Source organism: Niveispirillum sp. (assembly GCF_052437035.1).
GTDB lineage: Bacteria > Pseudomonadota > Alphaproteobacteria > Azospirillales > Azospirillaceae > Niveispirillum.
Window position 1 is genome coordinate 325,608 of sequence record NZ_JBQVOH010000003.1, and the last position, 22,215, is coordinate 347,822.

A 22,215-nucleotide genomic window follows, 5' to 3' on the forward strand; every position below is an offset into this window, starting at 1 on the left:
CTTAATACTCATAGCCGATGCGGACGCCCACAGTGCGCGGCCGCATCGTGCCGAAGCGGCTGGCCAGGAAGGCCTCCGGGTGGATGTAGGTGATCGAATGATCGTCGAACAGATTCTCCACATACGCGGTCGCTGTCCAGTTCCCCTTGGTCAAACCGAAGCTGGCATTGACATTGCTGTAGCTGTCGGTCTTGCCATAGGTCGGGCTGACGCGGTTCGGCGCGCCCGGCACATTGGGGAAGGAGGAGGGGAAGGAGCCCACATGCTGCCAGTTGGCCGTGGTGAACCCATCCAGCTCCGGTGCCAGATTAAACCAGTATTGGGCGAAGACCGACCCCTGGAAGCGCGGCGACGACAGGCGGGCCCCCTCCACGGCGCCGGAGATTGCGGCCTCCGCCGCCGACAGCTTCGTCACCTTGGCGGTGTTGACCGATCCGTTCAGGCCGATGGTCAAGCCCGTGGCCGGCACGGCGGCGATTTCAAACTCGATACCCTTGCTGCGCGCCGCCCCGATATTGGTGGCGAACTGCACGCTGTCGGATGTTCTGTTGGCCTGCACCTGGATATTCTTCCAGTCGATGTAATAGGCGGCCAGATGCGCCGTCAGCTTGCCGTTCAGCCACCGTCCCTTCAGCCCCAGCTCATAGTTGGTCAAATCGTCCGAACTGGCGCCATAGGGGATGATGAGGTCGTTGGCGTTCACCACGCTGGGCCGCCCAGCATAGGCATTGACCACGGGCGCCCGGAAGCCGGTGGAGACGCTGGCATAGGTGGTGATGGGGTCATTGACGCGGTATGAGGCGCTGACCTTGTAGGAGGGCTTGGAGCCCTTGGCCTTCACCCCAGTGGCGGCCGGAATGGGCACCGTGGGCAACTGCCCGGACTGTCCTGTCAGGGCCCAGGTCAGGTAGGCGGAGTTATAGCCGCCTTCCGTAAAACCCTGCGCATCCAGCTTTCCGTAGCGCAGACCGCCCGTCAGCCAGAATTTCTCATTCACATGATAGGTCAGCTCACCGAACCCCGCCAGCTCGTGGGAGATCGTGTGGACATACTGGCGCTGGTAATATTCATCCGGCAGGCCGGTGATGCGGCGTGCCGCCAGGAAGGCGGGCGACGAGCGGTAGAAATAATCAACGTCATGCCGGCGATCCAGATAGAAGCCGCCGATTGTCCAGTCCCAATCCCCGCCGGGATCGGATGCCAGCCGCACCTCCTCCACGAACGTGTCCTGATAGCCATTGGCATCCAGTCCAAACGCGATGGCCTGATTGAAGGTGCCGGCCAGATCGACCCAGAATTTCTGATCGAACGTGGAATATGTCGATGAACTGGTCAGCTTGGCGCCATCGAACTGATAATCGATGGTGGCGTTATAGCTGGTCAGCACGCCGGAATAGAGATCGGGCCGGTCGGAGATACGCTTCTCCCGGCCCAGCGACGGACTGGTCAGCGAACTGTCGCGCGGGTTGCTGTCTTCGCGCGACGCCAGCACCCTCACCGACATCCGTTCCGACGGCTTCCATTGCAGAATGGCCCGCCCGCCCCAGCTTTCCAGCGTGTTGGAATTGTGGATGCCGGTACCGACATTATCCAGATAGCCTTCCTCATGCCGATAGAAGCCGACGACGCGCAGCGCCAGCTCATCTTCGACCAGCGGCGTGTTCAGCATCAGGTTATAGCGCTGCCGCAGGCTGTCCGACCCCGTCAGGCCGTAATCCACCTGACCCGCCGCATCAAACTTCCGCAGATCGGGGCTTTTGGTCAGGATGCGCATGGCGCCGGACAGTGAGCCGGAGCCGAACAAGGTCCCCTGCGGTCCGCGCAGGAACTCCACCCGCTCTACATCAAACAAGGTCGGGTCCAGCACGGTGGTGTTGCCGATGGTGGAAATGGGCAATTCGTCGATATAGACGGCCACCGTGCTTTGCAGATTGGCGCCATAGCCGTTGGTGGCGATGCCGCGTGCCGTGAAATTGTTGAAGTTGGCGCTGGGCCGGTTCAGCACCACACCCGGTGTCTCCCGCGCCAGCCCCTCATACCCGACCACGCCCTTGATGTTCAGGTCTTCCTGCGAGAAGGCGGTGATGGACAGCGGCACTTCGCTGATATTCTGGGCGCGGCGGGTGGCGGTGACGATGATTTCCTGCAACGCATCTTCCTGCGTCGCGGCCTTGCGGGCGGGTGCCGTATCCTGCGCCAGGGCATGGGTCGAAATCGTGGTCAGCGCGACCGCGCAGGCGGAAGCGAGCAGCTTGGCCCTCATGTGAAGCGTTCTCCCTATTGGCCGCCGGTCGTTTCGCCAGCGTGCTTGAAGGGGAGAATGGGGCAAGCACTTGCCCCTGTCAACATTCACTATCGTGTGTGTGAATATTATTGATAAAGAAGCCCGACCATGCCCGCCCCACTCCTCTGGAGCATGGCATGCGGGCGATTTACGAAGAAAGCGGGGGCATGAAATGGAACCGGCGGAACGATGAAAATCGTCCCGCCGGACCCTGTCAGAATGTTGAACGTGGCACCCAGTCCCGGTTGGAGGCCTAGTAGGACCCGTCCCTAACCGCCTTGATGTCGCTATCCGACAATGGCCGCAGGGCGATATTGCGGAAGCTGATTTCCGCAGCCTCAATCTCCAGGGCGATACGGCCATCGGTAAGGGACCGCCATTCGGCGGGATTATCCTCCCGCCGTGTGCGCATCGCGAAAAGGGTCGTGACGATCCGGCCATTCACCAGATGCGCCGCCTGATCCCCAAACGCGATCAGATCAAGCTGGTTCCAACCGTCCAGCCGCTCGAAATCGCCCGTCTTGCGGAACCATTGCCGCTCAATGGGGCCGGCTTTGATGGGAGGTGCATATTCACGCGGAAAGCTGGGCGGATAGTTGGGCCACAGGGCCGTGCCGCCCAGGTTCGGGCCTTCCAGGGCCTGGGTATTGATCATGATGGCATCGCCGACATCCGTTTCCTCCACCTGGAATTCAACGGAATCGGGGTAGAGAACACCGCGTGTGGCCTTCATATGGTAGAGGATGCCGCTGTTGCGCTTAGCCAGACGGCGCGGGGCGAACCGTCGCTTGCCCCATTTGAATTCCAGGCGCAGATGGTAGTTGCCATATTCCTGCGTGGTCGCCAGATGGCCGAAACCGACCTTGCCATCCCCCCGGAATGTCGGCCCAAGCACATGCAGGGTCCCATCCTGGATATCCAGCACACCACCGGTATCCGTGTCGCCCACCCCGTCTTGAAAGAAGGTCCAGCCGGACAGGTCCTTGCCATTGAACAGGGGTGTCCAGCCGGCCTCCTGACCAGCTTGCGCGTGACGCATCGCGATGGGGGCCAGGGCAGTGGCAAACGCACCACTCATTCCCATCCCCATCAGATGGCGGCGACATATCGGCTGCGGCATGGCTGGCTTCCCTGGCAAGGCATGGGCGAGATTTGCCACCATGCGTGATTACGGGCGAAGGCGATCGAAATAGGTGGCGGCCTGATCGGCTGTCAGTTCCTGTTTCAAATCCCAATGTTCCCGGATCAGGCCATCCTGCCAGCGGAAGATATCCATCACCGCCGCCCGTATCCCGGTGCCGACACGCACATCCAGCATCACGATGGACAAGGCACCCTGATTGATGGTGCTGACGGGATTGATCAGGAACTCCGGGCGCGCAAACATCGGTTCCAGCACCTTGATGGCGGCCTCCCGGCCCTGCGCCATGCCGTTGCTGTGCTGAATGTAATCGGCGGCGACGTACCGTTCGAAGGCCGCCCGCACCTGCTTCTGCCGATAGAACAGGGTGCAGAACATGTCGAGGGCAGGCGGGGCCATGGCCTGCGCCCCGCCTGCGGCCACCAGGGGCATGATACCGGCCAAAGACAGGAACTGCTTTCGGTCCAGCATGGCGTCATATCCGCCCTTCCTTCAGCATCTTCACCGCCGTGTCACAGGCCCTGGCCGTCATGGCCATATAGGTCAGCGACGGGTTCTGACAGGCGGACGACGCCATGGCGGCACCATCGGTCACAAACACGTTGGGCACGTCATGCAACTGGTTCCAACGGTTGGTGACCGACGTGCGCGGATCATGGCCCATCATGGCTCCGCCCATTTCATGGATGGCGCTGCCGCCCACGCCCGGACGGTTCAGCGACATGATCACCTTGCCGCCAGCGGCGGTCAGCATGGCGCTGGCCTCCTTCCCGGCGTCGGTCAGGGCCTTGTGCTCATTCTCGCCATGGGTGAAATCCACCTGCAGCAATGGCGCGCCGAACGCGTCCACCTTTGCCGGGTCCAGCCGCAGGCGGTTCGTTTCCCGTGGCAGGCTTTCGGCGAAGGTGACCAGCACCATGCGCCAGGGGCCGACATTGCGCAGGTTCTCCTTGAAGCCAGCGCCAATGCCGGGTTCCCGCTTGCCGCGTGTCCAGGCACTGCGCAGCGCGCCGCCCTGGAAACTGTAGCCACGGACGAAATCCCCTTCCGCATGGTCACCCAGATTGCGGAACCGGGGGATGACGATGCCCGTCGGCCGATTGCCGAAGGTGGTGCGGTCTTGGAAACTGTCGAACAGGGCGATGGCCCCCACCGTGCTGGCATGGTCCATGATATGGGTGCCCAGCCGACCGCTGCTATTGCCCAACCCGTTGGCAAACGCGGCAGAGCGGGAGCGCAGCAGGACATGGTTGGTGTTGAATGCCCCCGCATTCATGAAAATGATGCGGGCGGCATAGCGGCGGCGCTCCCCCGTCTTAACATTCAATACCGACACGCCGCTGGCGCGCTTGGTCTTGGCGTCATAATCGACGGTTTCCACGACCGTGTCGGTGATCAGGGTCAGGTTGCCCGTGGCCTGCGCTGCCGGCAGGGTGGAACTTTGTGTGCTGAAATAGGCGCCATAGGAACAGCCGCGCTGACAGATCATCCGGTTCTGGCAGGCGCTGCGGCCTTCTTTTTCCTGCGTCAGATTGGCGGTGCGCCCGATGGTCAGGCGGCGGTCGGGCCATTTCGCCTCAATCGCGGCCTTGGCATGCTTTTCCAGCACGTTCAGCGCCATCGGCGGCTGATATATGCCGTCGGGCAGGGATGACAGGCCTTCATTCTGCCCTGACACGCCGATGAACCGTTCGACATGATCGTACCAGGGCTTCAGATCGGCATAACGGATCGGCCAGTCGACGCCATGCCCGTCCTGCTTGTTGGCCCCGAAATCATGGTCGCTCATCCGATAGGACTGGCGCCCCCAGGTCAGTGAGCGTCCCCCCAGCTGATAGCTGCGCCACCAGTTGAATTCCGTACCCTCGGCCACGGAATAGGGGTTTTCACGGTCATTGACGAAATGGTTCTGGGTATATTCGGTGAAATGCCGGTTTTTGGATTGAACGGCAAAGTCGGTCGCATAAAGCTGCGGATCACCCACACCCCGAAACGGCATCTCCCACGGGGATTTCATTTCAGTGACATAGTCTGCGCCATGTTCGATATGGCGGCCCCGTTCGACCATCAGAACCTTCAGGCCCTTTTCGGTCAGTTCCTTTGCCGCCCAGCCGCCGGTGATGCCGGAGCCGACGACGATGGCGTCGAAATCTTTGCTCATCCGAATTCCACCGCTGTCCAGTCGTTTGACCAAGCCCGATCCTTGGGGCCGACGGGGATGTCCGGGTCGAAGCGGCCCGGCACCAGTTCAAAACGCAGTTCCTGGCTGGCGCCGATTTCCGACGTGTAATAGCCAGTGACGATCAGACCCTTCAGCGTGCGCCAGGGCGATTTTTCATTGCCGCGCGTATAGGCCTGTGAATCCAGGTCGGTCAGCACCCGGATCTGCATGTCAGGGCTGGCCGACAGGAACGCCCGGCCCGCCTTGAGGTCTAGTTCAAAGGACAGCCAGTCCAGGATGCCGGCTTCCGCCGGGGCCTTGCCGCCGGTGAAAAGCGCTGCCGCGACCGGCGCATTTGATCCCGATATTCCGTGCCCGATGGCCAGAGCCAGAAAGGCGGGAACGCCGGCCTTCACCGCACCCGGCGTGTCCGTATCGGGAATGACCAGATCGCAGACGCGGGTAACAAGGGTACGGTGGCGGTCGGGCAGGGGGGCGCCCGCTGCCACCTGTGCCCACACATCCGCCGGGGTCAGGGCCAGTGCCATGCCCGACAGCAGCAGACCACGGCGGCCAATGCCGGCGCGCGATATCTCTTCCTGCATCAAAACTCTCCTTCTCCGCCGAAGGTCAGAACAGGCCCAGTTTCCCGCCGCTGGCCACGAAGGCACTGTAGGCCTGACGCTTGGCCGGGGACAAAGGTTCGATCACCCCGGTCCTGTCGCCAAGGCCCATTACGCGGCCATTCGCCAGGACCGGCCAGTCGGGCAGCCCCGCACCGTTCGGGTTGCCGTTCTTCACGAAATTGGCCCAGTACTGGCCCAGCGTCGCGGCGATGTCATGGTCCGCCTTTGTGAAGGGGCGGGTGGACTTGTCCAGCGTGGCGAACACATAGGGCAGTTCGGCGGAATGAAAGGTGCCGAACCGGGCCGGATCGCTGCCGGGCTGCGGGTGCTGGAACAGATAGGCATAGACCGGGGCGGCACCGGGCTGCCGCGCCTGCGCCCAGATCAGCATGGAGGCGGTGGCCTGTTCGCGTAACAGGGCCTTGGCCGCTTCACCCGCCTCCTGACCGTCACTCGCCCGATAGAAGGGGCGGAAGGACGGCGCCTGTGTGCCGAAGCGGCGGTCGATCAGGTCGTTCAGCTTGGCAGCTGTGGTCAAATGCCAGTCGGGGCCATTGCTGCTTTCATCCGTTGTCAGACCGGTCAGGACGGGGATGTCCTGCCGCTGCCGCTCCGGGTTGGGCAGGATGGCTGGTTCCGTGATGGGAAAGAAGCGCAGGCCCGGCGGCCCGACGGACGGGTCCTTTGCCGCCTTGGCCAGTTGTTCGGGCGACAGGGCACGCAAGGCGGCGATACCGGTCACGCCGGCGGCATCCATGACCTTCTGCCCCCGCACCTCGGCATCTGAGAGTGGCAGGCTGGGAATGCCCATGCCGGACCCGCTTTGCGCAATGGCGCGGATGAACAGCCCGTCTGCCTTGGGCGAAGACAGTATGGCATGGACAGAAGCTGCACCCGCCGATTGTCCGGCGATGGTCACCCGTTTGGGGTCACCCCCGAAATTCGCAATATTGTTCTGGACCCAGCGCAGGGCTGCCACCTGATCCATCAGGCCGTAATTGCCCGAAGACCCCGCCTCGGCAGTCAGCGCCGGATGGGCCAGGAAGCCATAGATCCCGACGCGATAATTGATCGTGACGACGATGATGCCGCGTGCGGCCAGCTTCTCCCCATCATACAGGGGGACAGAACCCGAACCACCTGCAAAACCGCCGCCATGGATCCATACCATGACCGGATGGTTGGCATTGCCGGCTCCCGCCGGGCGCCAGACATTGACCGACAGGCAACCCTCACTCATGGGACGGGTTGGGAAATACTCCGCCGACCAGGGGGAACCGCCGGGCGGTATATAGGGGGGCTCTTGCTGGCAATCGGCACTGAACTGCGTGGCGTCGCGCACGCCGGACCATGCCGCAACAGGCTGCGGCGGGCGCCAGCGGTTGGTACCGCCAGTATCACCGGCATAGGGAATGCCCAGGAAACGGTCGACACCGTTCTGGGTGGACCCTGCCACACTCCCCGCCTCCGTCACGGCGTCCGGGCGTGCAGCGCCCGCCATTGACGGCATGGCATACAGGGCCAGCAACGATGCACCAACCCGCAGAATGGAAAAACTCCACCGCACCTTACACCTCCAGATACTGAAAGCCGCCTTAAAGCCGGACATGGATGCCGGGGAAGGTCCCCGGCATCCATGTCCTCAAGCCATTAAAGTGCGCCGGCGATCAGAACCGGTAGGTGCCCTGCACGCCAAACGTACGCGGCGGGCCATAGATGGAATTGTAGATCAGCGAACCGGCAGCGGCGTTGAAGTTCGCGAAGGCCAGCGGCTGCTTGTCCTCCAGATTGCGGACATAGGCCTGGACCGTATAGTTGCCGTCGCCCGAGTTATATTCGACCGACAGGTCGGTCATCATATAGCCCTTCTGGCGCAGGGCAGCCCAGTTCACGACTGACAGGTAATGGGCCGACTTGTACCGGCTGAAGGCCGAGGCCACGACATTCGCGCCATCACCCAGCTCGAACGTATGGCTGTAACCGGCGGACAGGGTCCATTTCGGGGCCTGCGGCGGACGGTTGCCCTTCAGGTTGAACTGCTGGATGCCGGGGGTGACCGGATCGGCATCGTTGATGGGGGTACCGTTCACCCCGATCAACGAAGTGGCGAAGCTCTGCACCTTGGCATCCAGGTAATTGACGGTGAAGGAAAGTTCGTCATTTTCCGTCAAGAGGATGCTGGTATCGGTCTCGATACCCCAGACGCGCGACTTACCGGCATTCAGGGTGCGGGCACCGACATTGTTGTCCACAAACACCTGGATCTGCTGATCCTTATAATCATAGTAGAAGGCAGAGGCGTTGAACTGCAGGCGGCCACCATTGAAGCGGTTCTTGGTACCGACTTCATAGGCAACCAGTTCTTCCGGCTCATAGGCCCCGACGCTGTCGAAACCGCCACTCTTATAACCGGTGCTGAGCTTGCCATAGACCAAGCTGTCATCTGCCGGCTTCCAGTCGATGCCGATATTGCCCGTCACCTGATCGGAAGAAGAACGCGGGCGCAGGATGGTGGCACCGGCGGAGCCGAATGCCGGCGGGGTCGTGCCTTCGCCACGGCCAAAGCGCGGGCCGTAATTGTAGAAGGTGGCGCTCTTGGCGTCGTCGGTATAGCGCAGGCCGCCGGTCACCGTCAGTTCCGGACCAGCCACCGGCACCGTGACCTGCCCGAAGGCGGCCTTGGACTTGGACAGGATGTCCGGGCGGTAGAAATAGTTCAGGAAGGCGCGGGGCAGTTCCAGATACAGGCCGCGGGACAGGTCAACCTTCTCACGGAAGTAGAAGCCGCCCAGCTGATAGAACAGGCCGTTATCCAGCGTGTTCGACAGGCGCAGCTCGTGGCTCTGCGTCTGCGAATTCAGCTTGTTGTTGCGGAAGGTGAAGGTCGCGGGCAGATAGCCGTTCAGCGGCAGGGCGCTGTTGGTCTCATTGTCGCGGTAGCCGCCCAGATAAGCCAGCGTGCCCAGGTCGAAATCAAATTCGATCCGACCGCGCAGGGCAAACTGCTCGCTATTGAAATTGCCCAGGTCGCCCAGGGGGTAATTCTTGGTGTTGATGCCGCTGAAGGTCAGGTTGGCGGGAATACCATTATTTTCAAACGCGGTGGTCGACGGGATGGCGTCGATGACCCCGGCGGAATAGGCGGCATTGGTCAGAACGCCATTCTGGGCCACCAGGATGCCGAACTGCGACGGCGGCAGCTGATCGACATTCACATATTCGCCGGCCAGATAGGTGCGGATATTCTCCGTGGGCTCCCAGGCGATGGCGAGGCGGGCCGCATCGACATTCTGATCCTCACCACGACCGACGGCGCCATGCTTGCGATAGCCCTTGTGATCGGTGTGCATGCCGGCGACACGGACGGCAACCGTATCCCCCAGCGGGACATTGACGGCACCCTCGGCCCGCTTGGCGTCGTAATTGCCATAGCCGACGGTCAGGAAGCCGGCGGTCTTGCCCAACTGCGGCTTGGCGGCGATGATGTTGATGGCGCCTGCGGTCGCGTTGCGGCCATAGAGCGTACCCTGCGGACCGCGCAGAACCTCGATCCGTTCCAGGTCGAAGAAGCTGGCATTCAGCGCGACCGGACGGTTGATATATTCGCCATCGATGCCGATGGTCAGGGCCGGGTCGGACGCTTCGGAAATGTCCTGGCTGGACACGCCGCGCACCGAAATCTTCGTGAAGATCGTGTCATTGGTGACATTCAGATCGGGCGCCAGGCGCGCCAGACCATTGACGTCTGACACGCCGGACTTGACCAGATCATCGCCCGTAAAGGCGCGGATGGCGATGGGCGTGTCCTGCAGGTTGGTTGCGCGCTTGGTCGCGGTCACCACGATTTCTTCCAGCACCAAAGCGTTGTTGCTTTCGGTCTGTGCCATGGCGGAAGCGGCATGAAGGGTGGTTGCCCCTGCTGCAAGCAGGAGCATCGAACGGATGCGCATTCTGGTTCCTCCCGATGAGGCCGGCACTGTTTACCGGCCAGGCTCTGGGTTCTTTTCTAAAACTAGAACCCTAATTCTGAAAACTATGTAATCGAAGGATCGTTCGGACGTCAAGCCATTCCGTGACGGATTCAGCGACGAATGTATGCGCACAGGAAACCTGCTGCGTGGCAGGGGTTTTTACGCTGGCGTCATGTGGGGGTGCAGCCTATGATAAACCATATAGAATCAGTACTTTGTTTTCAGATCGCGCCATCCGCGGGCGATCACATGAATGATGGGGCGTGAAAGTGTCGATGGTGGATGAGGATCAGGAAGTCGAACCGTTGCTGAACCCAACGGGTCGTGAACCCAAACAGGGACGCAGCCGCGCCTCGTTCGAACGGATGCTGGCCGCCGCTACGGATTTGCTGATCGAACGCGGAAATGACGATTTTGCCCTCACCGATGTGGCTAAGCGCGGCAAGGTCTCTATCGGCTCCATCTATTGCCGATTCGACAGCAAGGATGACCTGATACAGGCGATCCAGCGCCGGTTCATGGAAAAGATGGCTGAAGAAGAGGCGGAGATGATTGGCCGCCTGACCGACAAATCCACCAGCCTGGATGTGCTTGTCCGCAATTTCGTGGAGGAACTGGCCGAGTTCCTGAAACGCAATGCGCCGGTTCTACGGCCCATGATGCTACGCGCGTCATCCGACCCCGTGGTGCGCGCAATGGGGCGCAAGGGCTATGATTCTTTGGTTGAAAAGGTCATGTCCACGCTGTTGTCGCGGCGCGATGAGATTGGCCATGAGTTGCCGGAGCTCGCCTGTGAAATGACATTGCGGATCGCCTATTCGGCCTTTGCCCGCTATCTGGGCTTCGGCACGGTTGGCGATACGGGCACCAAGGCAGACTGGAAGAACCTTAAAACCGAAGTGGGTGTGATGTGCTCCACCTATCTGCGCAACGGCAACCGATGACCCGTTGACGGATGGGGCGTTCCGTTTATAAACAGAATTACGATTCTGTTCTGATCTGCTGTGATCAGACCCAATGGAAAGGCACATCCCATGGCATCCGCCGCCAGCCCGGGGGGCAAGCGGGGGCCGGCCCTATCCGCCATCGATCAGGCTGCCGCCTTGACGCCGAAACGGCGTCAGATGGCCCTGGTGGTGGTGGCCGGCGCCTTCATGATGGACCTGATCGACCTGACCATCGTCAATGTGGCACTGCCGTCGATCCAACGCGACCTGTCCGCCGATACGGCCCAGATGCAGTGGCTGGTCGCCGGCTATGCCGTGGCCTTCGCCATCCTGCTGATCACCGGCGGGCGGCTGGGCGATACCCATGGCTACCGCCGGCTGTTCATGATCGGCATGGCTGGGTTCACCCTGACCTCCCTGCTTTGCGGCCTGTCGGTCAGCGGGCCGATGCTGGTGGTGGCGCGGCTGGCGCAGGGGGCGACGGCGGCGCTGATGCTGCCGCAGGTCATGTCCCTTATCCAGGTCATGTATCCGCCCGCCGAACGGATCGCCGCCCTGTCGGTGTTCGGCGTGCTGGGCGGTGTCGCTGCCGTATTGGGGCCGGTGATCGGCGGGCTGCTGATCGAGGCCAACCTGTTCGGGCTGGGCTGGCGGCCCATCTTCCTGATCAATGGCCCGCTGGGTCTGATCGGTCTTTATGCCGCTTGGCGCTTGCTGCCTTCGGGCCGGTCGCCGCATGGCGGCGGTGTCGATCTGCCTGGAACCGCCCTGATCGCGGCCACCCTGTTGGCCTTGATGCTGCCGCTGTTGCAGGGGCGGGAGGCGGGATGGCCGCTCTGGTGCCTGATCCTGCTGGCCTGCGCCCCACTGCTGGCGCTGCTGTTCATCCGCCATATCAGGATTCGGGCCGGGGCGGGGACCGGGCTGGTCGATCCTGTCCTGTTCGTCAATCGGGGCTTTTCAATTGGGCTGGGCATGTCGCTCTGTTTCCAGGCGACGACGGCGGGTTTGTTGTTCATCCTGACCCTGACGCTGCAATATGGGTTGGGCTGCACACCGTTGGAAACCGCCTTGGTCCATGTCCCCTATGCGCTGGGCGCGTCGGTCGCCATCGGTGGCGTGGCCCGGCGGGCCCTGCCGCGCATGGGTCTGCGCCTCCCCCTGCTGGGCGTGGCGGTGATGCTGTCGGGCATGCTGGCGCTGGCCGCACTGATCTGGGGGCAGGGCGGGCTGGTGCTGGTGGGCATTGCCTTGCTGATTACTGGTATCGGCATGGGTCTTGTCGGCGGGCCGACGGGGCCGATCACCCTGTCGGATGTGGAACTGATCCATGCCGGATCGGCGTCCGGGACACTGAAGGCGGTGCAGCAGTTGGGGGCGGCATCCGGCGCGGCCCTGATCGGCGGCACCTATTTCACTCTGGCCCAGGGTTTGACGGCAGAGGCGGCGCGCAATGCCTTCCTGGCTACCATGCCGCTGCTGGTCCTTCTGCTGATGATGGTTGGTTTTCTGATCACGCGGTTGCCGCGCGATCTGCGGCTTTTCAAGAAATGATGGGAGGATGTTGTGATGAGTGAGCCTGTGCTGCGCCTGGGCATGATCGGCGGTGGTCCCGGCAGCTTCATCGGTCCGGTTCACCGCATGGCGGCGGAACTGGACGGGAAGATCCGGCTGGTCGCCGGCGCTTTCAGCAGTGATGCGGAGCGGTCACGACAGGCCGGTGCCGGTTACGGCGTTGATCCCGCCCGCGCCTATGCCAGCCACCAGGCCATGATCGCGGCGGAAGGTGCGCGGCCCGACGGTATCGACCTTGTCGCCATCGTTACCCCCAACCACCTGCATGTGCCGGCCAGCATCGACGCGTTGAAGGCAGGTCTGCATGTGATGTGCGACAAGCCCGCTGCCCTGTCGCTGGCCGAACTGAAGCAGCTGGCAACCGCGACATCCGGGTCGAAAGGGCTCTACGCCCTGACCCACACCTATACCGGTTATCCGCTGGTGCGGGAGGCACGGGCGCTGGTGGCGTCGGGCCGGATCGGACGGCTGCGCAAGGTGGTGGTGGAATATAGCCAGGGCTGGCTGTCCACCCCGCTGGAGGATGCGGGCAGCAAGCAGGCCGGCTGGCGCACCGATCCCGCCAAGTCCGGGGTGGGTGGCTGTATCGGTGATATCGGCGTGCACGCCTTCAATCTGGCGGAATATGTCTGCGGTGCCCCGGTGCGTGAACTCTGCGCCGACCTGTCCATCATGGTACCGGGCCGCCGGCTGGATGATGATTGCAACATCCTGCTGCGGTTTGAGGATGGCAGCGAACGCGGCGTACCGGGCGTGCTGCAGGCGTCGCAGATCGCGGCGGGTGACCGCAATGGCCTGCGCCTGCGCGTCTATGGGACGGAGGCGGGCTTGGACTGGTCGCAGGAGACGCCCAACACCCTGACCATCCATGGCCTGGATGGAAGGACGGAAGTGCTGCATGCCGGCGCCGGCAATCTGGGTCTTGCCGCCCGTAACGCGACGCGCCTGCCGACCGGTCATCCGGAGGGCTATATCGAGGCCTTCGCCAATCTGTACCGCGACTTTGCGTCCGCCATCCGTGCCGGCGCCATGCCGGCTGATGGCAGCCTGCCGGGGCTGGAGGCGGGCCTTCGCGGCATGGGTTTCATCGAAACGGCGGTCGCCAACTCTGCCGCCCGCGCCGGCTGGGTCCGGCTGGATATCTGAAGAACAAAGGGAGGAAAAATGCGCACGATCAAGGGGCCGGGCATCTTCCTGGCACAGTTCGCGGGCGACGCCGCCCCGTTCAACAGCCTGGATGCCATCGCCGACTGGGCCGCAAACCTGGGCTACAAGGGTATCCAGATCCCGTCCTGGGATGGCCGCCTGTTCGACCTGCGTCTGGCGGCGGAAAGCAAGACCTACGCGCAGGAAGTGACGGGCAAGCTGGCGGCCAAGGGTCTGGCCGTGACCGAGCTGTCCACGCATCTGCAGGGACAGTTGGTGGCCGTTCACCCGGCCTATGATGCACAGTTCGACGCCTTCGCCGACCCGTCGGTGCGCGGCAATCCGGCGGCACGGCAGGCCTGGGCTGTAGAACAGATGCGGCTGGCGGCGCAGGCCAGCGCCAATCTGGGCCTGACGGCGCATGCCAGCTTTTCCGGCGCGCTGGCCTGGCCCTATGTCTATCCCTGGCCGCAGCGTCCCGCCGGCCTGATCGAGGAGGCGTTTGCCGAGTTGGGCCGCCGCTGGCGTCCTATCCTGGACGCGTTTGACGAGGCTGGGGTGGATGTCTGCTTCGAACTTCACCCCGGCGAAGACCTGCATGACGGCGTCACGTTTGAGCGGTTCCTGGGTGCGGTGGACAATCACCCGCGCGCCAACATCCTCTTCGACCCCAGCCATTTTGTGCTTCAGCAGCTGGATTATCTGGCCTTCATCGACCATTACCACACGCGAATCCGCGCCTTCCATGTGAAGGATGCGGAGTTCCGGCCCAATGGAAAATCGGGCGTGTATGGTGGCTACCAGGGCTGGGTGGACCGCCCCGGTCGTTTCCGGTCATTGGGGGATGGACAGGTGGATTTCAAGGCGATCTTCTCCAAGCTCACTGCCTATGATTACGCCGGCTGGGCCGTTCTGGAATGGGAATGTGCCTTGAAGCATCCCGAAGATGGCGCACGGGAAGGGGCCACTTTCATCCACGATCACATCATCCGCGTCACCGAACACGCCTTCGATGATTTCGCGGCCAGCGGTGTGGATGACGATCTGAACCGCCGCCTGCTGGGCCTCTGATCACGTTTCAAAGCCGCTCTTCGACCTTCCGCGGAGGGTTGGGGAGCGGCTTTTCATTTTGTATCAATCAGTTATAAAAAATCACAACAAGCGCCTATTCTGATCGGTCGGCGATTGATTTGCCAAAAAAAGAATGATAATTCTTATATTGATATCGGGCATCGTCGGCTCCTTCTCCTGATGATTTTTCCAGGACGGGCCGGCTGCGCTCTTCCCCCATCGGGCTTTGCCTGAGACCGCCGCCATCCTTGGCCCCCGGCGGGGCCGCACCTGACAGGACCGGTTCCATGTCGAACTATGACATCAAAAGGGGCGTAAGCCTTTACAGTTATCAGGAGGAATATTTCCTGGGTACCAAGTCTCTGGAGGACCTGATCAAGGTCTCCGCCGAGATGGGTGCCAATGGGATTGAGCTGATCAGCGAGCAGACCTTCCCTAATTATCCCAATCCGCTGGACCAGTCCGTTTACGATAATTGGCATGCCCTGATGGCGAAATATGGCACGACCCCGGTCTGCCATGATTTCATGCTGGATTATAAGAAGTACAAGAACCGGCCCATGCCGTTCGAGGAGCAGGTGGCAAGTTGCAAGGTCGATATCGACCATGCCGCCCGTCTGGGCTGCCCCTATACGCGTGCGCTTGTCTCCATCGATCCGAACGTGCTGGTCGCCTGCGCCGATTATGCGGAAAGCAAAAATGTCCGCATTCTGATCGAGGTGCATGCACCGCTGCATTTCGACCATCCCTGGATCATCCGCCATGCCGAGGCGTTCGAGAAGTCGGGATCGAAATATCTGGGTTTCCTGCCCGACATGGGCATGTTCCTGTTCAAGTTCCCGCCCGTCTGGAAGGAGAAATTCATCCGTGACGGCGTGCCGCAGCATATCGCCGACTATATCTGCAAGGCGTACGAGGACCGCACGCTCAGCGAATATGTGATCCTGGAAGTGGAGAAGATGGGCGGCGTCGGTCCGGCCATCGGCATGGCCACCACGCTGCGCCACAATGCGGCGTTCGAGCCAAAGCGCATGCTGGACCATATGGACCGCATTTGGAACATCCATGCCAAGTTCTACCAGATGGACGAGGATCTGGTGGAGCCCTGCATCCCCTATGACGAGATCATCCGGGTGCTGAAGAAGGGCGGCTACAAGGGCTATATCTGCTCCGAGTATGAAGGCAACCGCTGGATTCAGGATGCGTTCCCCGTGGACAGCATCGAACAGGTCCGCCGTCAGCAGGAAATGTTCAAGAAGCTGATCGGCGAACCCGCCGTCACCGCCGCCTGAGGAGCCATACCCATGTTCGATAAATACATGATCTGTGAAGATGGCTTCGGCAATGTCCAGCAGGATGGCCGTACCGTCGGTTTCGCCTTTCAGGCCCGTCTGCCCTATTACCGGGGCATCGGCCTGTCCATGGTCGAGGATATCGGCGTCATCATCGATGGCGAACCGGTCGCCCGCCAGGACATCCGCTTCTCCGTCCGGGGCCGCACCTGGACGCTGGACGAGATGGAAACGGAATATACCGACCGCTGGAACTTCGCGGAGAAGGCGCTGGTGACCGTGCTGCGCGACGGCGGCCTGACGCCGGGCCGGCACAAGGTCCAGCTTTCCGAACGTATCCGCGTTTCCTATCTGCCCTTCGTGCCCACCACGCGTGACACGAAGGAACTGGTGATCCCGGCCTGACCTCCCCTCATATCCCTCAGGTTCGGTAAACTGCGGGGCACGGCGATCAACGCCGTGCCCCGTTTTGTTTGAGTATCCTGGACCCTTATGCGCCGGGTGCCGCCATCCAGTGGCTTGGCTTACGCGGCACGTGCCGCGCGGCGCCAGTCGCCGCCGTACCAAGGCTCAAAATTTTTGACCCTTGGTGTCACCCCCGCCGTTCCGGCCAGAAGCCGATGCAGACGATCTGGGCCGCGATGGCCAGCATGGCGGGCGCGTAATAGAGGATATGGACCATCCGGCGCGCGTCATCGCCGACATTGGCGGGGTCGTATCCCGCCTGCGCCAGACCGAAGGCGACAATTGCCCCGCCCAGCGCCATGCCGATCTTGATCGACAGATTGACGCCGGCAGCCAGCAACCCCTCATTGCGGGTGCCGAACTGCGCCTCGTGATAATCCACGACCTCTGCCGCCATGGCAAAGATGGCGGTCATGGAGATGCTGATCAGGATCGAGGACAGGATATAGACGGTTAGGAACAGGGCCGGCACCGCCTCTGTGAACGGAAGGACGCCATACAGCACCAGTGCCGCCGCCAGTGCCACCCGGTTGCCGTTTCGCATGCCCAGCCGTTTCAGGAAGGGCGGGGCGATGGCCGACCCGATCAACAGGGTGCCCGACACGGCGGGCAGCAGGATGGAGATCATCCAGGGTTGCTTCAGGATGTTGATGGCGAAATAGGCGGTGACCGACAGAACCGCGCCAAACCGGATGAAGTTCAGGCTGGCAAAGCCGAACACCACCAGCCAGGCCCGGTTGCGCAGCATGTCGCGGATGGAGGACAGGCTGGTTTCCTGCTGGCCCACGGGCGGGGGCACTACCTCCCGGCAACTGGCAAACAGGTTGAGCGTCAGCAGTACGGTAACCGCCGCCATCAGGACCGCGACCCACAGGAAACCCTGGGCCTGATCCCCGCTGCCCAGCGCCTGGACCAGCGGCATGGTGGCCGCCGTCGCGACGATCACCGACAGGGCGGTGCCGGCGGCCCGCAGACTGCCCAACTGCACCCGTTCATCCTGCCGCACCGTCATCATCGGCATCAAGGCGCCATAGGGGATGTTGACGATGGAATAGAGCAGCCCCAGTACCACGAAGCTGACGCAGGCCCACAGCAGCTTGCCCGTCCCATCCAGCGGTGGAACATAGAAACTGGCCACACAGAACAGGCCGAACGGAACCGCCCCGAACAGGAAATAGGGCCGCACCCGGCCCCAGCGGCTGCGTGTGCGGTCCACTGCCAGCCCGACCAGCGGATCGAACGCCGCGTCCAGCAGGCGTGACAGCAGGAACAGCGTTCCCACCACGCCCACGGGCAGCAGCGCCACATCGGTATAAAAGTACAGCAGAAACGCCCCGACCATGTTCCAGGTCAGGCCGAAACCGAAATCCCCCGCGCCATAGCTCAGCTTGGCGCGCCAGGACAGCGGCGGGGCGGCGATGCCGCCCCCCTCTTGGTTGATCGACATCGCCGTTTCCTCCGCGTTTCTTACAGGCCCAGCGTCTTGCGCGCCTGGGTCAGGCCGTCCAGTGTCGGGCCTGTCGGCTTGTATTCCAGGCCGATGGCCCCCTTGTAGCCAAGGTCACGCAGGATGCCGATATAGCGGGGCCAGTCGATGGTGCCGCTGCCCGGCTGGTGCCGGCCCGGCACGTCGGCCACCTGTACATGCCCAACAAGATGGAACCGCCCCGCCAGTACCTTGGCCGGGTCTTCCCCCATCACGGTGGAATGGTACATGTCATAGAGCAGGCGCAGATTGGGGCTGTTTACAGCCTCAACCATGTCCAGCCCTTCGGTCGTGCTGACCAGATACATGCCGGGATGTTCGACCCGGTCGTTCAGCGGTTCCAGCAGAAGCATGATGCCGGCTTCCTCCGCAAGTGTCGCTGCCTGACGAAGGGCCGTGACGGCCGCATCGAAATGATCCTGACGCGGCACATCGGGCCGGGTGAAGCCGGATGCGACGACCAGGGCCGGCGCACCGGCTTGGCCGGCCGCGATCAGGCTGTCGCGCACGGCGGCCAGGAATTCCCCATGCTGGGCCGGATCAACGATGCTGCGGCGCGGTTCGACCACGAAACTGGCCAGCTTCACCCCGGTCTCTTCCAGGGTCTGGCGGATTTCCGTCAACGGCTTTTCCCGCCACAGATGGAATTCCACTGCGTCAAGGCCGGCTGCCTTGGCGGCGCGGATACGGTCAACAAAGGTCGGGTGTTCGGCGGCGAACAGCCACTCGATACAGGCGGCGAGGTACATGGATGTCCTCCAGACGGGACATGTTTGACCGGCGACAACCCGGGTAGTGGTCACCGGCGGCCCGCGCATGCGAACCTGGCGCCGAAGCGCTAAAACAGGGCCCCCGGATGGGGTCAGTACCGGATGCCGGTGTCGGCCTTGCCCTTGGCCAGGACCAGTAGGGCGATGGCGGCACCGATCAGGGCGGCGATCCCCATGGTCAGGAAGGCGGCCTGCACCGTGCCGCCCGTGACGGACTTGGCACCGGCAACAAAGAACGGGCTGGTGAACTGGCCCAGGAAGAAGCAGGAGGCCCAGATGCCCATGCCACGTCCGCGATGGGCAAAGGGCAGCTTGCTCTGTGCCCAGGCGATCAGGATGGGGATGGTCATGCCAGCGCCCATCTGCTGGATCACCAGCACCACCATCATCGATTTGTAATCCGGGGCCAGCCCGATCCCGGCCAGACCGACACCCAGGAAGGCGAAGAAGCAGAAAATCTGCAGCGACAGGGTGCGCTTGCCGATCCAGCCGAAGATCAGCGCCCCGACCGGCACGCCCAGGCTGGCCAGCGCGATCAGGGAGCCGACGCGGGCGGGATTGTCCACCCCAACCTCGCGGAAGGCCAGACCACCCTGGATGATGAAGACATAATACAGTGTGGAGGCAAACAGGGTCACAACGCCATAGAGTGCCACCGCACGGGTGGGGAAGGGCAGGGCCGGACCCTCATCCGCCGGCTTGGCAGCCGGTGCGCCGCTGACAGTCTTGCCGGGTTCGAAAATCATGAAATGCATGCCCATGAAAATGGGCAGTGCGATCAGATAGATCAGGAACATGCCGTTCCAACTGAGCGTCGTCAGAAGCCCCGACAGGGCGATGACGCCCGATGCCATGGCCGGTCCGGCCAGCCCCTGGATCATCAGGACCCGGCGCCGGCCCTTGGCATCATAATAGTCGGCGATCAGAGTGTTGACGATGGTCAGGATCGCCGCTTCCGTCACACCCAGCAGCAGGCGCGAGGCGATGACCGCATGTAGGCTATCCAGGAAATAGGGCAGTGAACCGGCGATCCCATAGAAGAAGGTCGACCAGACCAGAAGCCGTCGGCGACCGAACCGGTCTACCAGCATGCCGGCAAACGGCGCCAGGATGGCGATGGCAAGGCCGGGTGCCGAAACCAGCACCGGCACCAGCAGGGAGGCATTCGCCACATCCTTGAAATGGTCAAGGATGGTGGGAACCGCCGGGGTCAGCGACACAATGGCCAGAATCGGCAGGAAGCCGCTGATCACCAGAATGATGGCTTGGGCAATGCCTGCTTTGCGCACGTCGCCGGATGCCGGCGCCGCGATGGCCTGATCAGCCATGGATTTCCTCCCAGATGGCGCAACGAGCACCATAACAGAATTATGATTCCAATAATGATGCTGGCGGCGGAACTGTTTTGTCAATGCGGTAATTGCAACGCCGATAGTGCCATAAGGCACGGAAAAAAAATGCAGCCATCCGCCGCTGGTTTCGGTTGACACCAAGCTGTTTGCTCCGTTAGCTATTCAGAATAGCAATTCTAATTCGAAAGCCATGGACGCCGTGACCGTACCCCTGAACGGGGCGCTGCCGGAACGCACCGATGGCCGCACAGGAGGAAACCATGCGTTTTTCGACCTTTCTGAATGCCCGCTGCATGGGTGAGGAACAGGACCGTGACCTGTTGCTGGATCTGGTGGAGCATGTGGAAAAGGCAGAGGCGGCGGGCTTCGACGCTGTCTTCCTGCCTGATCATCATTTCACCGGCTACATGCCCATGGCATCCGATCCGATGATGTTCGCCGCGTATCTGGCCGCGCGGGTCAAGCGCATGCATTTCGGTTTCTCCGTGACCACGGTTCCGCTGCACCATCCCGTACGGTTTGTTGAGCGCGTGAACATCCTGGATCAGTTGACGGAAGGCCGCCTTCTGGTCGGTGTCGGCAGCGGCACGACACCGGAGGAGATGATCGGCTTTGGCGTGAACTACAAGGAAGCCTCGCGTCTGGCCGAAGAGAACCTGGCCATTGCCGAACAGCTTTGGGCCAAGAAGGCGGAAGATGCGCCCGTCACCTTCGACAATGGCCATTACAAGGGTGAGGTGGTGCAGCGCATCGCCCCCGTCGCCTACACGCCCGGCCATGCCCGGCTGATGCCGGTGGCGATGAAGGAAAGCAGTGCACGGCGCGCCGCACAGTTCGGCTGGCCGGCCTTCATCCCGGCCTTCACTCCGCCGCAGATCGGCGGGACCGAACCGTTCAAGCATGTGCAGAAATTCTTTACGATCTATCGTGATCTGCTGCTGGTTGCCGGCCATTCCGCCGAACGTGTCGCCGATGCTCTGTCCTGGACCACGCACACCTATCAATGCGTGCATATCGCGGAGACGGACGAACAGGCCCGTGCCGAGCTGGAAGACATCCTGACCGATTATCAGGCTGCCGTGGAGCGTGAGGCCGCCTTCAATGCCAAGGCAGAGGCGACGGAGGCCAACAAAAAGACCGACCGCACGCCCAACGCCCTGACCGACGACTGGATCGGCACCTGGTGCCTGTATGGTAGCCCGGAAACGGTGATCGAACATCTGAAGCCCTATCAGGAACTGGGCATCGGCAATGTGCTGTGCGGTCTGCTCACCGGTCCGCTGACCGCCAAACGCAAGGCATATGCGAACCAGACCATGGATTATTTGTCGCGCATCGTCATGCCCGCCCTGAAGGGGGGTGCGTGATGGCCAAGCCGCTGATCGTCGGGTTCGGGGGCACCACCCGACCCGGCTCGTCCGGGGAGCGGATGGTGGCTGCCGTTCTGGCAGCCACCGAGCAGCTGGGCGCTGAAACCCGCCTGTTCGGTGGGGCGGCCCTGGCCTCCATGCCGCATTTCGCCCCGGAAAATCCGGGCCGCACGGTGGAGCAGATTGAGTTCGTGGAGGCGGTGCGCGCCGCTGACGGCATCGTCATCGGTTCGCCCGGCTATCATGGCGGCGTATCGGGTCTGGTGAAGAATGCCATCGACCTGCTGGAGGATCTGCGCACCGACGCCCGCGTCTATTTTGACGGACGCGCCGTGGGGCTGATCGTGACGGCGGCGGGGTGGCAAGCGGGCGGGGTGACCCTGTCGGCGCTGCGCGGCATCACCCATGCCATGCGCGGCTGGCCCACGCCGCTGGGCATCGCCATCAACACCATCGCGCAAAAGCCGTTCGATGCCGATGGCCGTCTGGTCGATGCCGACATCATCGCGCAGGTGAATGCCCAGGCCGCACAGGTCATGGCGCTGGCGCGGCGCTAAA

Annotated in this window: 18 protein-coding genes; 8 read left to right on the forward strand and 10 right to left on the reverse strand. The window is 62.4% G+C overall.

What is annotated here, in order from left to right; translation table 11 throughout:
* Position 1 precedes the first annotated feature (1 nt).
* The 7 genes from ACT6Q8_RS10660 to ACT6Q8_RS10690 all read right to left on the reverse strand — a co-directional run bounded on the left by ACT6Q8_RS10660 (position 2) and on the right by ACT6Q8_RS10690 (position 10,162).
* Complete coding sequence (locus ACT6Q8_RS10660) at positions 2-2,263, reverse strand: TonB-dependent receptor (protein ID WP_444732247.1); 2,262 nt, start codon at positions 2,261-2,263, stop codon at positions 2-4.
* Between the two features lie 274 nt (positions 2,264-2,537).
* Complete coding sequence (locus tag ACT6Q8_RS10665; RefSeq protein ID WP_444732246.1) at positions 2,538-3,362, reverse strand: 3-keto-disaccharide hydrolase; 825 nt, start codon at positions 3,360-3,362, stop codon at positions 2,538-2,540.
* A 90-nt stretch (positions 3,363-3,452) separates the two neighbouring features.
* Positions 3,453-3,896 carry a nuclear transport factor 2 family protein gene (locus ACT6Q8_RS10670; RefSeq protein WP_444732245.1) on the reverse strand — a complete coding sequence of 148 codons (444 nt, stop codon included), beginning with the start codon at positions 3,894-3,896 and terminating at the stop codon, positions 3,453-3,455.
* 4 nt (positions 3,897-3,900) lie between these two features.
* Positions 3,901-5,586, reverse strand: coding sequence for a GMC oxidoreductase (locus ACT6Q8_RS10675; protein ID WP_444732244.1), 1,686 nt, complete (start codon positions 5,584-5,586; stop codon positions 3,901-3,903).
* Positions 5,583-6,191 carry a gluconate 2-dehydrogenase subunit 3 family protein gene (locus tag ACT6Q8_RS10680; protein ID WP_054166447.1) on the reverse strand — a complete coding sequence of 203 codons (609 nt, stop codon included), beginning with the start codon at positions 6,189-6,191 and terminating at the stop codon, positions 5,583-5,585. The genes ACT6Q8_RS10675 and ACT6Q8_RS10680 overlap by 4 nt, the downstream gene beginning before the upstream one ends.
* Positions 6,192-6,216: 25 nt before the next feature.
* Positions 6,217-7,779 (reverse strand): carboxylesterase/lipase family protein, encoded by a 1,563-nt coding sequence (locus ACT6Q8_RS10685; protein ID WP_444732243.1) that lies wholly within the window; start codon positions 7,777-7,779, stop codon positions 6,217-6,219.
* Between the two features lie 100 nt (positions 7,780-7,879).
* Positions 7,880-10,162, reverse strand: a complete 2,283-nt coding sequence (locus ACT6Q8_RS10690; RefSeq protein ID WP_444732242.1) for a TonB-dependent receptor — start codon at positions 10,160-10,162, stop codon at positions 7,880-7,882.
* A gap of 284 nt (positions 10,163-10,446) precedes the next feature.
* Here ACT6Q8_RS10690 and ACT6Q8_RS10695 point away from each other — a divergent pair, with 284 nt between their 5' ends.
* The 6 genes from ACT6Q8_RS10695 to ACT6Q8_RS10720 all read left to right on the forward strand — a co-directional run bounded on the left by ACT6Q8_RS10695 (position 10,447) and on the right by ACT6Q8_RS10720 (position 16,619).
* Positions 10,447-11,127 (forward strand): TetR/AcrR family transcriptional regulator, encoded by a 681-nt coding sequence (locus ACT6Q8_RS10695; RefSeq protein ID WP_156344432.1) that lies wholly within the window; start codon positions 10,447-10,449, stop codon positions 11,125-11,127.
* A gap of 90 nt (positions 11,128-11,217) precedes the next feature.
* Positions 11,218-12,684, forward strand: a complete 1,467-nt coding sequence (locus ACT6Q8_RS10700; protein WP_444732241.1) for an MFS transporter — start codon at positions 11,218-11,220, stop codon at positions 12,682-12,684.
* 15 nt (positions 12,685-12,699) lie between these two features.
* Positions 12,700-13,851 carry a Gfo/Idh/MocA family protein gene (locus ACT6Q8_RS10705; RefSeq protein ID WP_444732240.1) on the forward strand — a complete coding sequence of 384 codons (1,152 nt, stop codon included), beginning with the start codon at positions 12,700-12,702 and terminating at the stop codon, positions 13,849-13,851.
* 18 nt (positions 13,852-13,869) lie between these two features.
* On the forward strand, positions 13,870-14,922 hold the full coding sequence (locus tag ACT6Q8_RS10710) for a sugar phosphate isomerase/epimerase family protein (protein ID WP_054166453.1): 1,053 nt from the start codon (positions 13,870-13,872) through the stop codon (positions 14,920-14,922).
* Positions 14,923-15,209: 287 nt separating this feature from the next.
* Positions 15,210-16,214 (forward strand): sugar phosphate isomerase/epimerase family protein, encoded by a 1,005-nt coding sequence (locus ACT6Q8_RS10715; RefSeq protein WP_444732239.1) that lies wholly within the window; start codon positions 15,210-15,212, stop codon positions 16,212-16,214.
* A gap of 12 nt (positions 16,215-16,226) precedes the next feature.
* A complete protein-coding gene (locus ACT6Q8_RS10720) occupies positions 16,227-16,619 on the forward strand; it encodes a C-glycoside deglycosidase beta subunit domain-containing protein (protein ID WP_054166456.1) in 393 nt (130 codons plus the stop codon).
* Positions 16,620-16,806: 187 nt separating this feature from the next.
* Here the strand turns inward: ACT6Q8_RS10720 and ACT6Q8_RS10725 are convergent, their stop codons facing one another.
* The 3 genes from ACT6Q8_RS10725 to ACT6Q8_RS10735 form a co-directional block, all read right to left on the reverse strand.
* Positions 16,807-18,126: an MFS transporter gene (locus ACT6Q8_RS10725; protein WP_444732238.1), complete on the reverse strand. Its 1,320-nt coding sequence runs from the start codon at positions 18,124-18,126 to the stop codon at positions 16,807-16,809.
* Between the two features lie 20 nt (positions 18,127-18,146).
* Positions 18,147-18,914: a hydroxypyruvate isomerase family protein gene (locus ACT6Q8_RS10730; protein WP_444732237.1), complete on the reverse strand. Its 768-nt coding sequence runs from the start codon at positions 18,912-18,914 to the stop codon at positions 18,147-18,149.
* A gap of 113 nt (positions 18,915-19,027) precedes the next feature.
* Positions 19,028-20,263: an MFS transporter gene (locus ACT6Q8_RS10735; protein WP_054166458.1), complete on the reverse strand. Its 1,236-nt coding sequence runs from the start codon at positions 20,261-20,263 to the stop codon at positions 19,028-19,030.
* 284 nt (positions 20,264-20,547) lie between these two features.
* Between ACT6Q8_RS10735 and ACT6Q8_RS10740 the strand changes: the two genes are divergently transcribed.
* Both ACT6Q8_RS10740 and ACT6Q8_RS10745 read left to right on the forward strand, forming a co-directional pair.
* The gene (locus ACT6Q8_RS10740) at positions 20,548-21,654 is read left to right on the forward strand and encodes an LLM class flavin-dependent oxidoreductase (protein WP_444732236.1); all 1,107 of its coding nucleotides are present in this window, start codon (positions 20,548-20,550) and stop codon (positions 21,652-21,654) included.
* Positions 21,654-22,214: an NADPH-dependent FMN reductase gene (locus ACT6Q8_RS10745; RefSeq protein WP_054166459.1), complete on the forward strand. Its 561-nt coding sequence runs from the start codon at positions 21,654-21,656 to the stop codon at positions 22,212-22,214. Before ACT6Q8_RS10740 ends, ACT6Q8_RS10745 begins: the two co-directional genes overlap by 1 nt.
* Position 22,215: the final 1 nt, after the last annotated feature.

Excerpts from the sequence above, each read along its gene's own strand:
- ACT6Q8_RS10660 (WP_444732247.1), bottom strand. The coding sequence starts at position 2,263 with ATGAGGGCCAAGCTGCTCGCTTCCGCCTGCGCGGTCGCGCTGACCACG.
- ACT6Q8_RS10665 (WP_444732246.1), bottom strand. The coding sequence starts at position 3,362 with ATGAGTGGTGCGTTTGCCACTGCCCTGGCCCCCATCGCGATGCGTCAC.
- ACT6Q8_RS10670 (WP_444732245.1), bottom strand. The coding sequence starts at position 3,896 with ATGCTGGACCGAAAGCAGTTCCTGTCTTTGGCCGGTATCATGCCCCTG.
- ACT6Q8_RS10675 (WP_444732244.1), bottom strand. The coding sequence starts at position 5,586 with ATGAGCAAAGATTTCGACGCCATCGTCGTCGGCTCCGGCATCACCGGC.
- ACT6Q8_RS10680 (WP_054166447.1), bottom strand. The coding sequence starts at position 6,191 with ATGCAGGAAGAGATATCGCGCGCCGGCATTGGCCGCCGTGGTCTGCTG.
- ACT6Q8_RS10690 (WP_444732242.1), bottom strand. The coding sequence starts at position 10,162 with ATGCGCATCCGTTCGATGCTCCTGCTTGCAGCAGGGGCAACCACCCTT.
- ACT6Q8_RS10700 (WP_444732241.1), top strand. The coding sequence starts at position 11,218 with ATGGCATCCGCCGCCAGCCCGGGGGGCAAGCGGGGGCCGGCCCTATCC.
- ACT6Q8_RS10705 (WP_444732240.1), top strand. The coding sequence starts at position 12,700 with ATGAGTGAGCCTGTGCTGCGCCTGGGCATGATCGGCGGTGGTCCCGGC.
- ACT6Q8_RS10710 (WP_054166453.1), top strand. The coding sequence starts at position 13,870 with ATGCGCACGATCAAGGGGCCGGGCATCTTCCTGGCACAGTTCGCGGGC.
- ACT6Q8_RS10715 (WP_444732239.1), top strand. The coding sequence starts at position 15,210 with ATGTCGAACTATGACATCAAAAGGGGCGTAAGCCTTTACAGTTATCAG.
- ACT6Q8_RS10720 (WP_054166456.1), top strand. The coding sequence starts at position 16,227 with ATGTTCGATAAATACATGATCTGTGAAGATGGCTTCGGCAATGTCCAG.
- ACT6Q8_RS10725 (WP_444732238.1), bottom strand. The coding sequence starts at position 18,126 with ATGTCGATCAACCAAGAGGGGGGCGGCATCGCCGCCCCGCCGCTGTCC.
- ACT6Q8_RS10730 (WP_444732237.1), bottom strand. The coding sequence starts at position 18,914 with ATGTACCTCGCCGCCTGTATCGAGTGGCTGTTCGCCGCCGAACACCCG.
- ACT6Q8_RS10735 (WP_054166458.1), bottom strand. The coding sequence starts at position 20,263 with ATGGCTGATCAGGCCATCGCGGCGCCGGCATCCGGCGACGTGCGCAAA.
- ACT6Q8_RS10740 (WP_444732236.1), top strand. The coding sequence starts at position 20,548 with ATGCGTTTTTCGACCTTTCTGAATGCCCGCTGCATGGGTGAGGAACAG.
- ACT6Q8_RS10745 (WP_054166459.1), top strand. The coding sequence starts at position 21,654 with ATGGCCAAGCCGCTGATCGTCGGGTTCGGGGGCACCACCCGACCCGGC.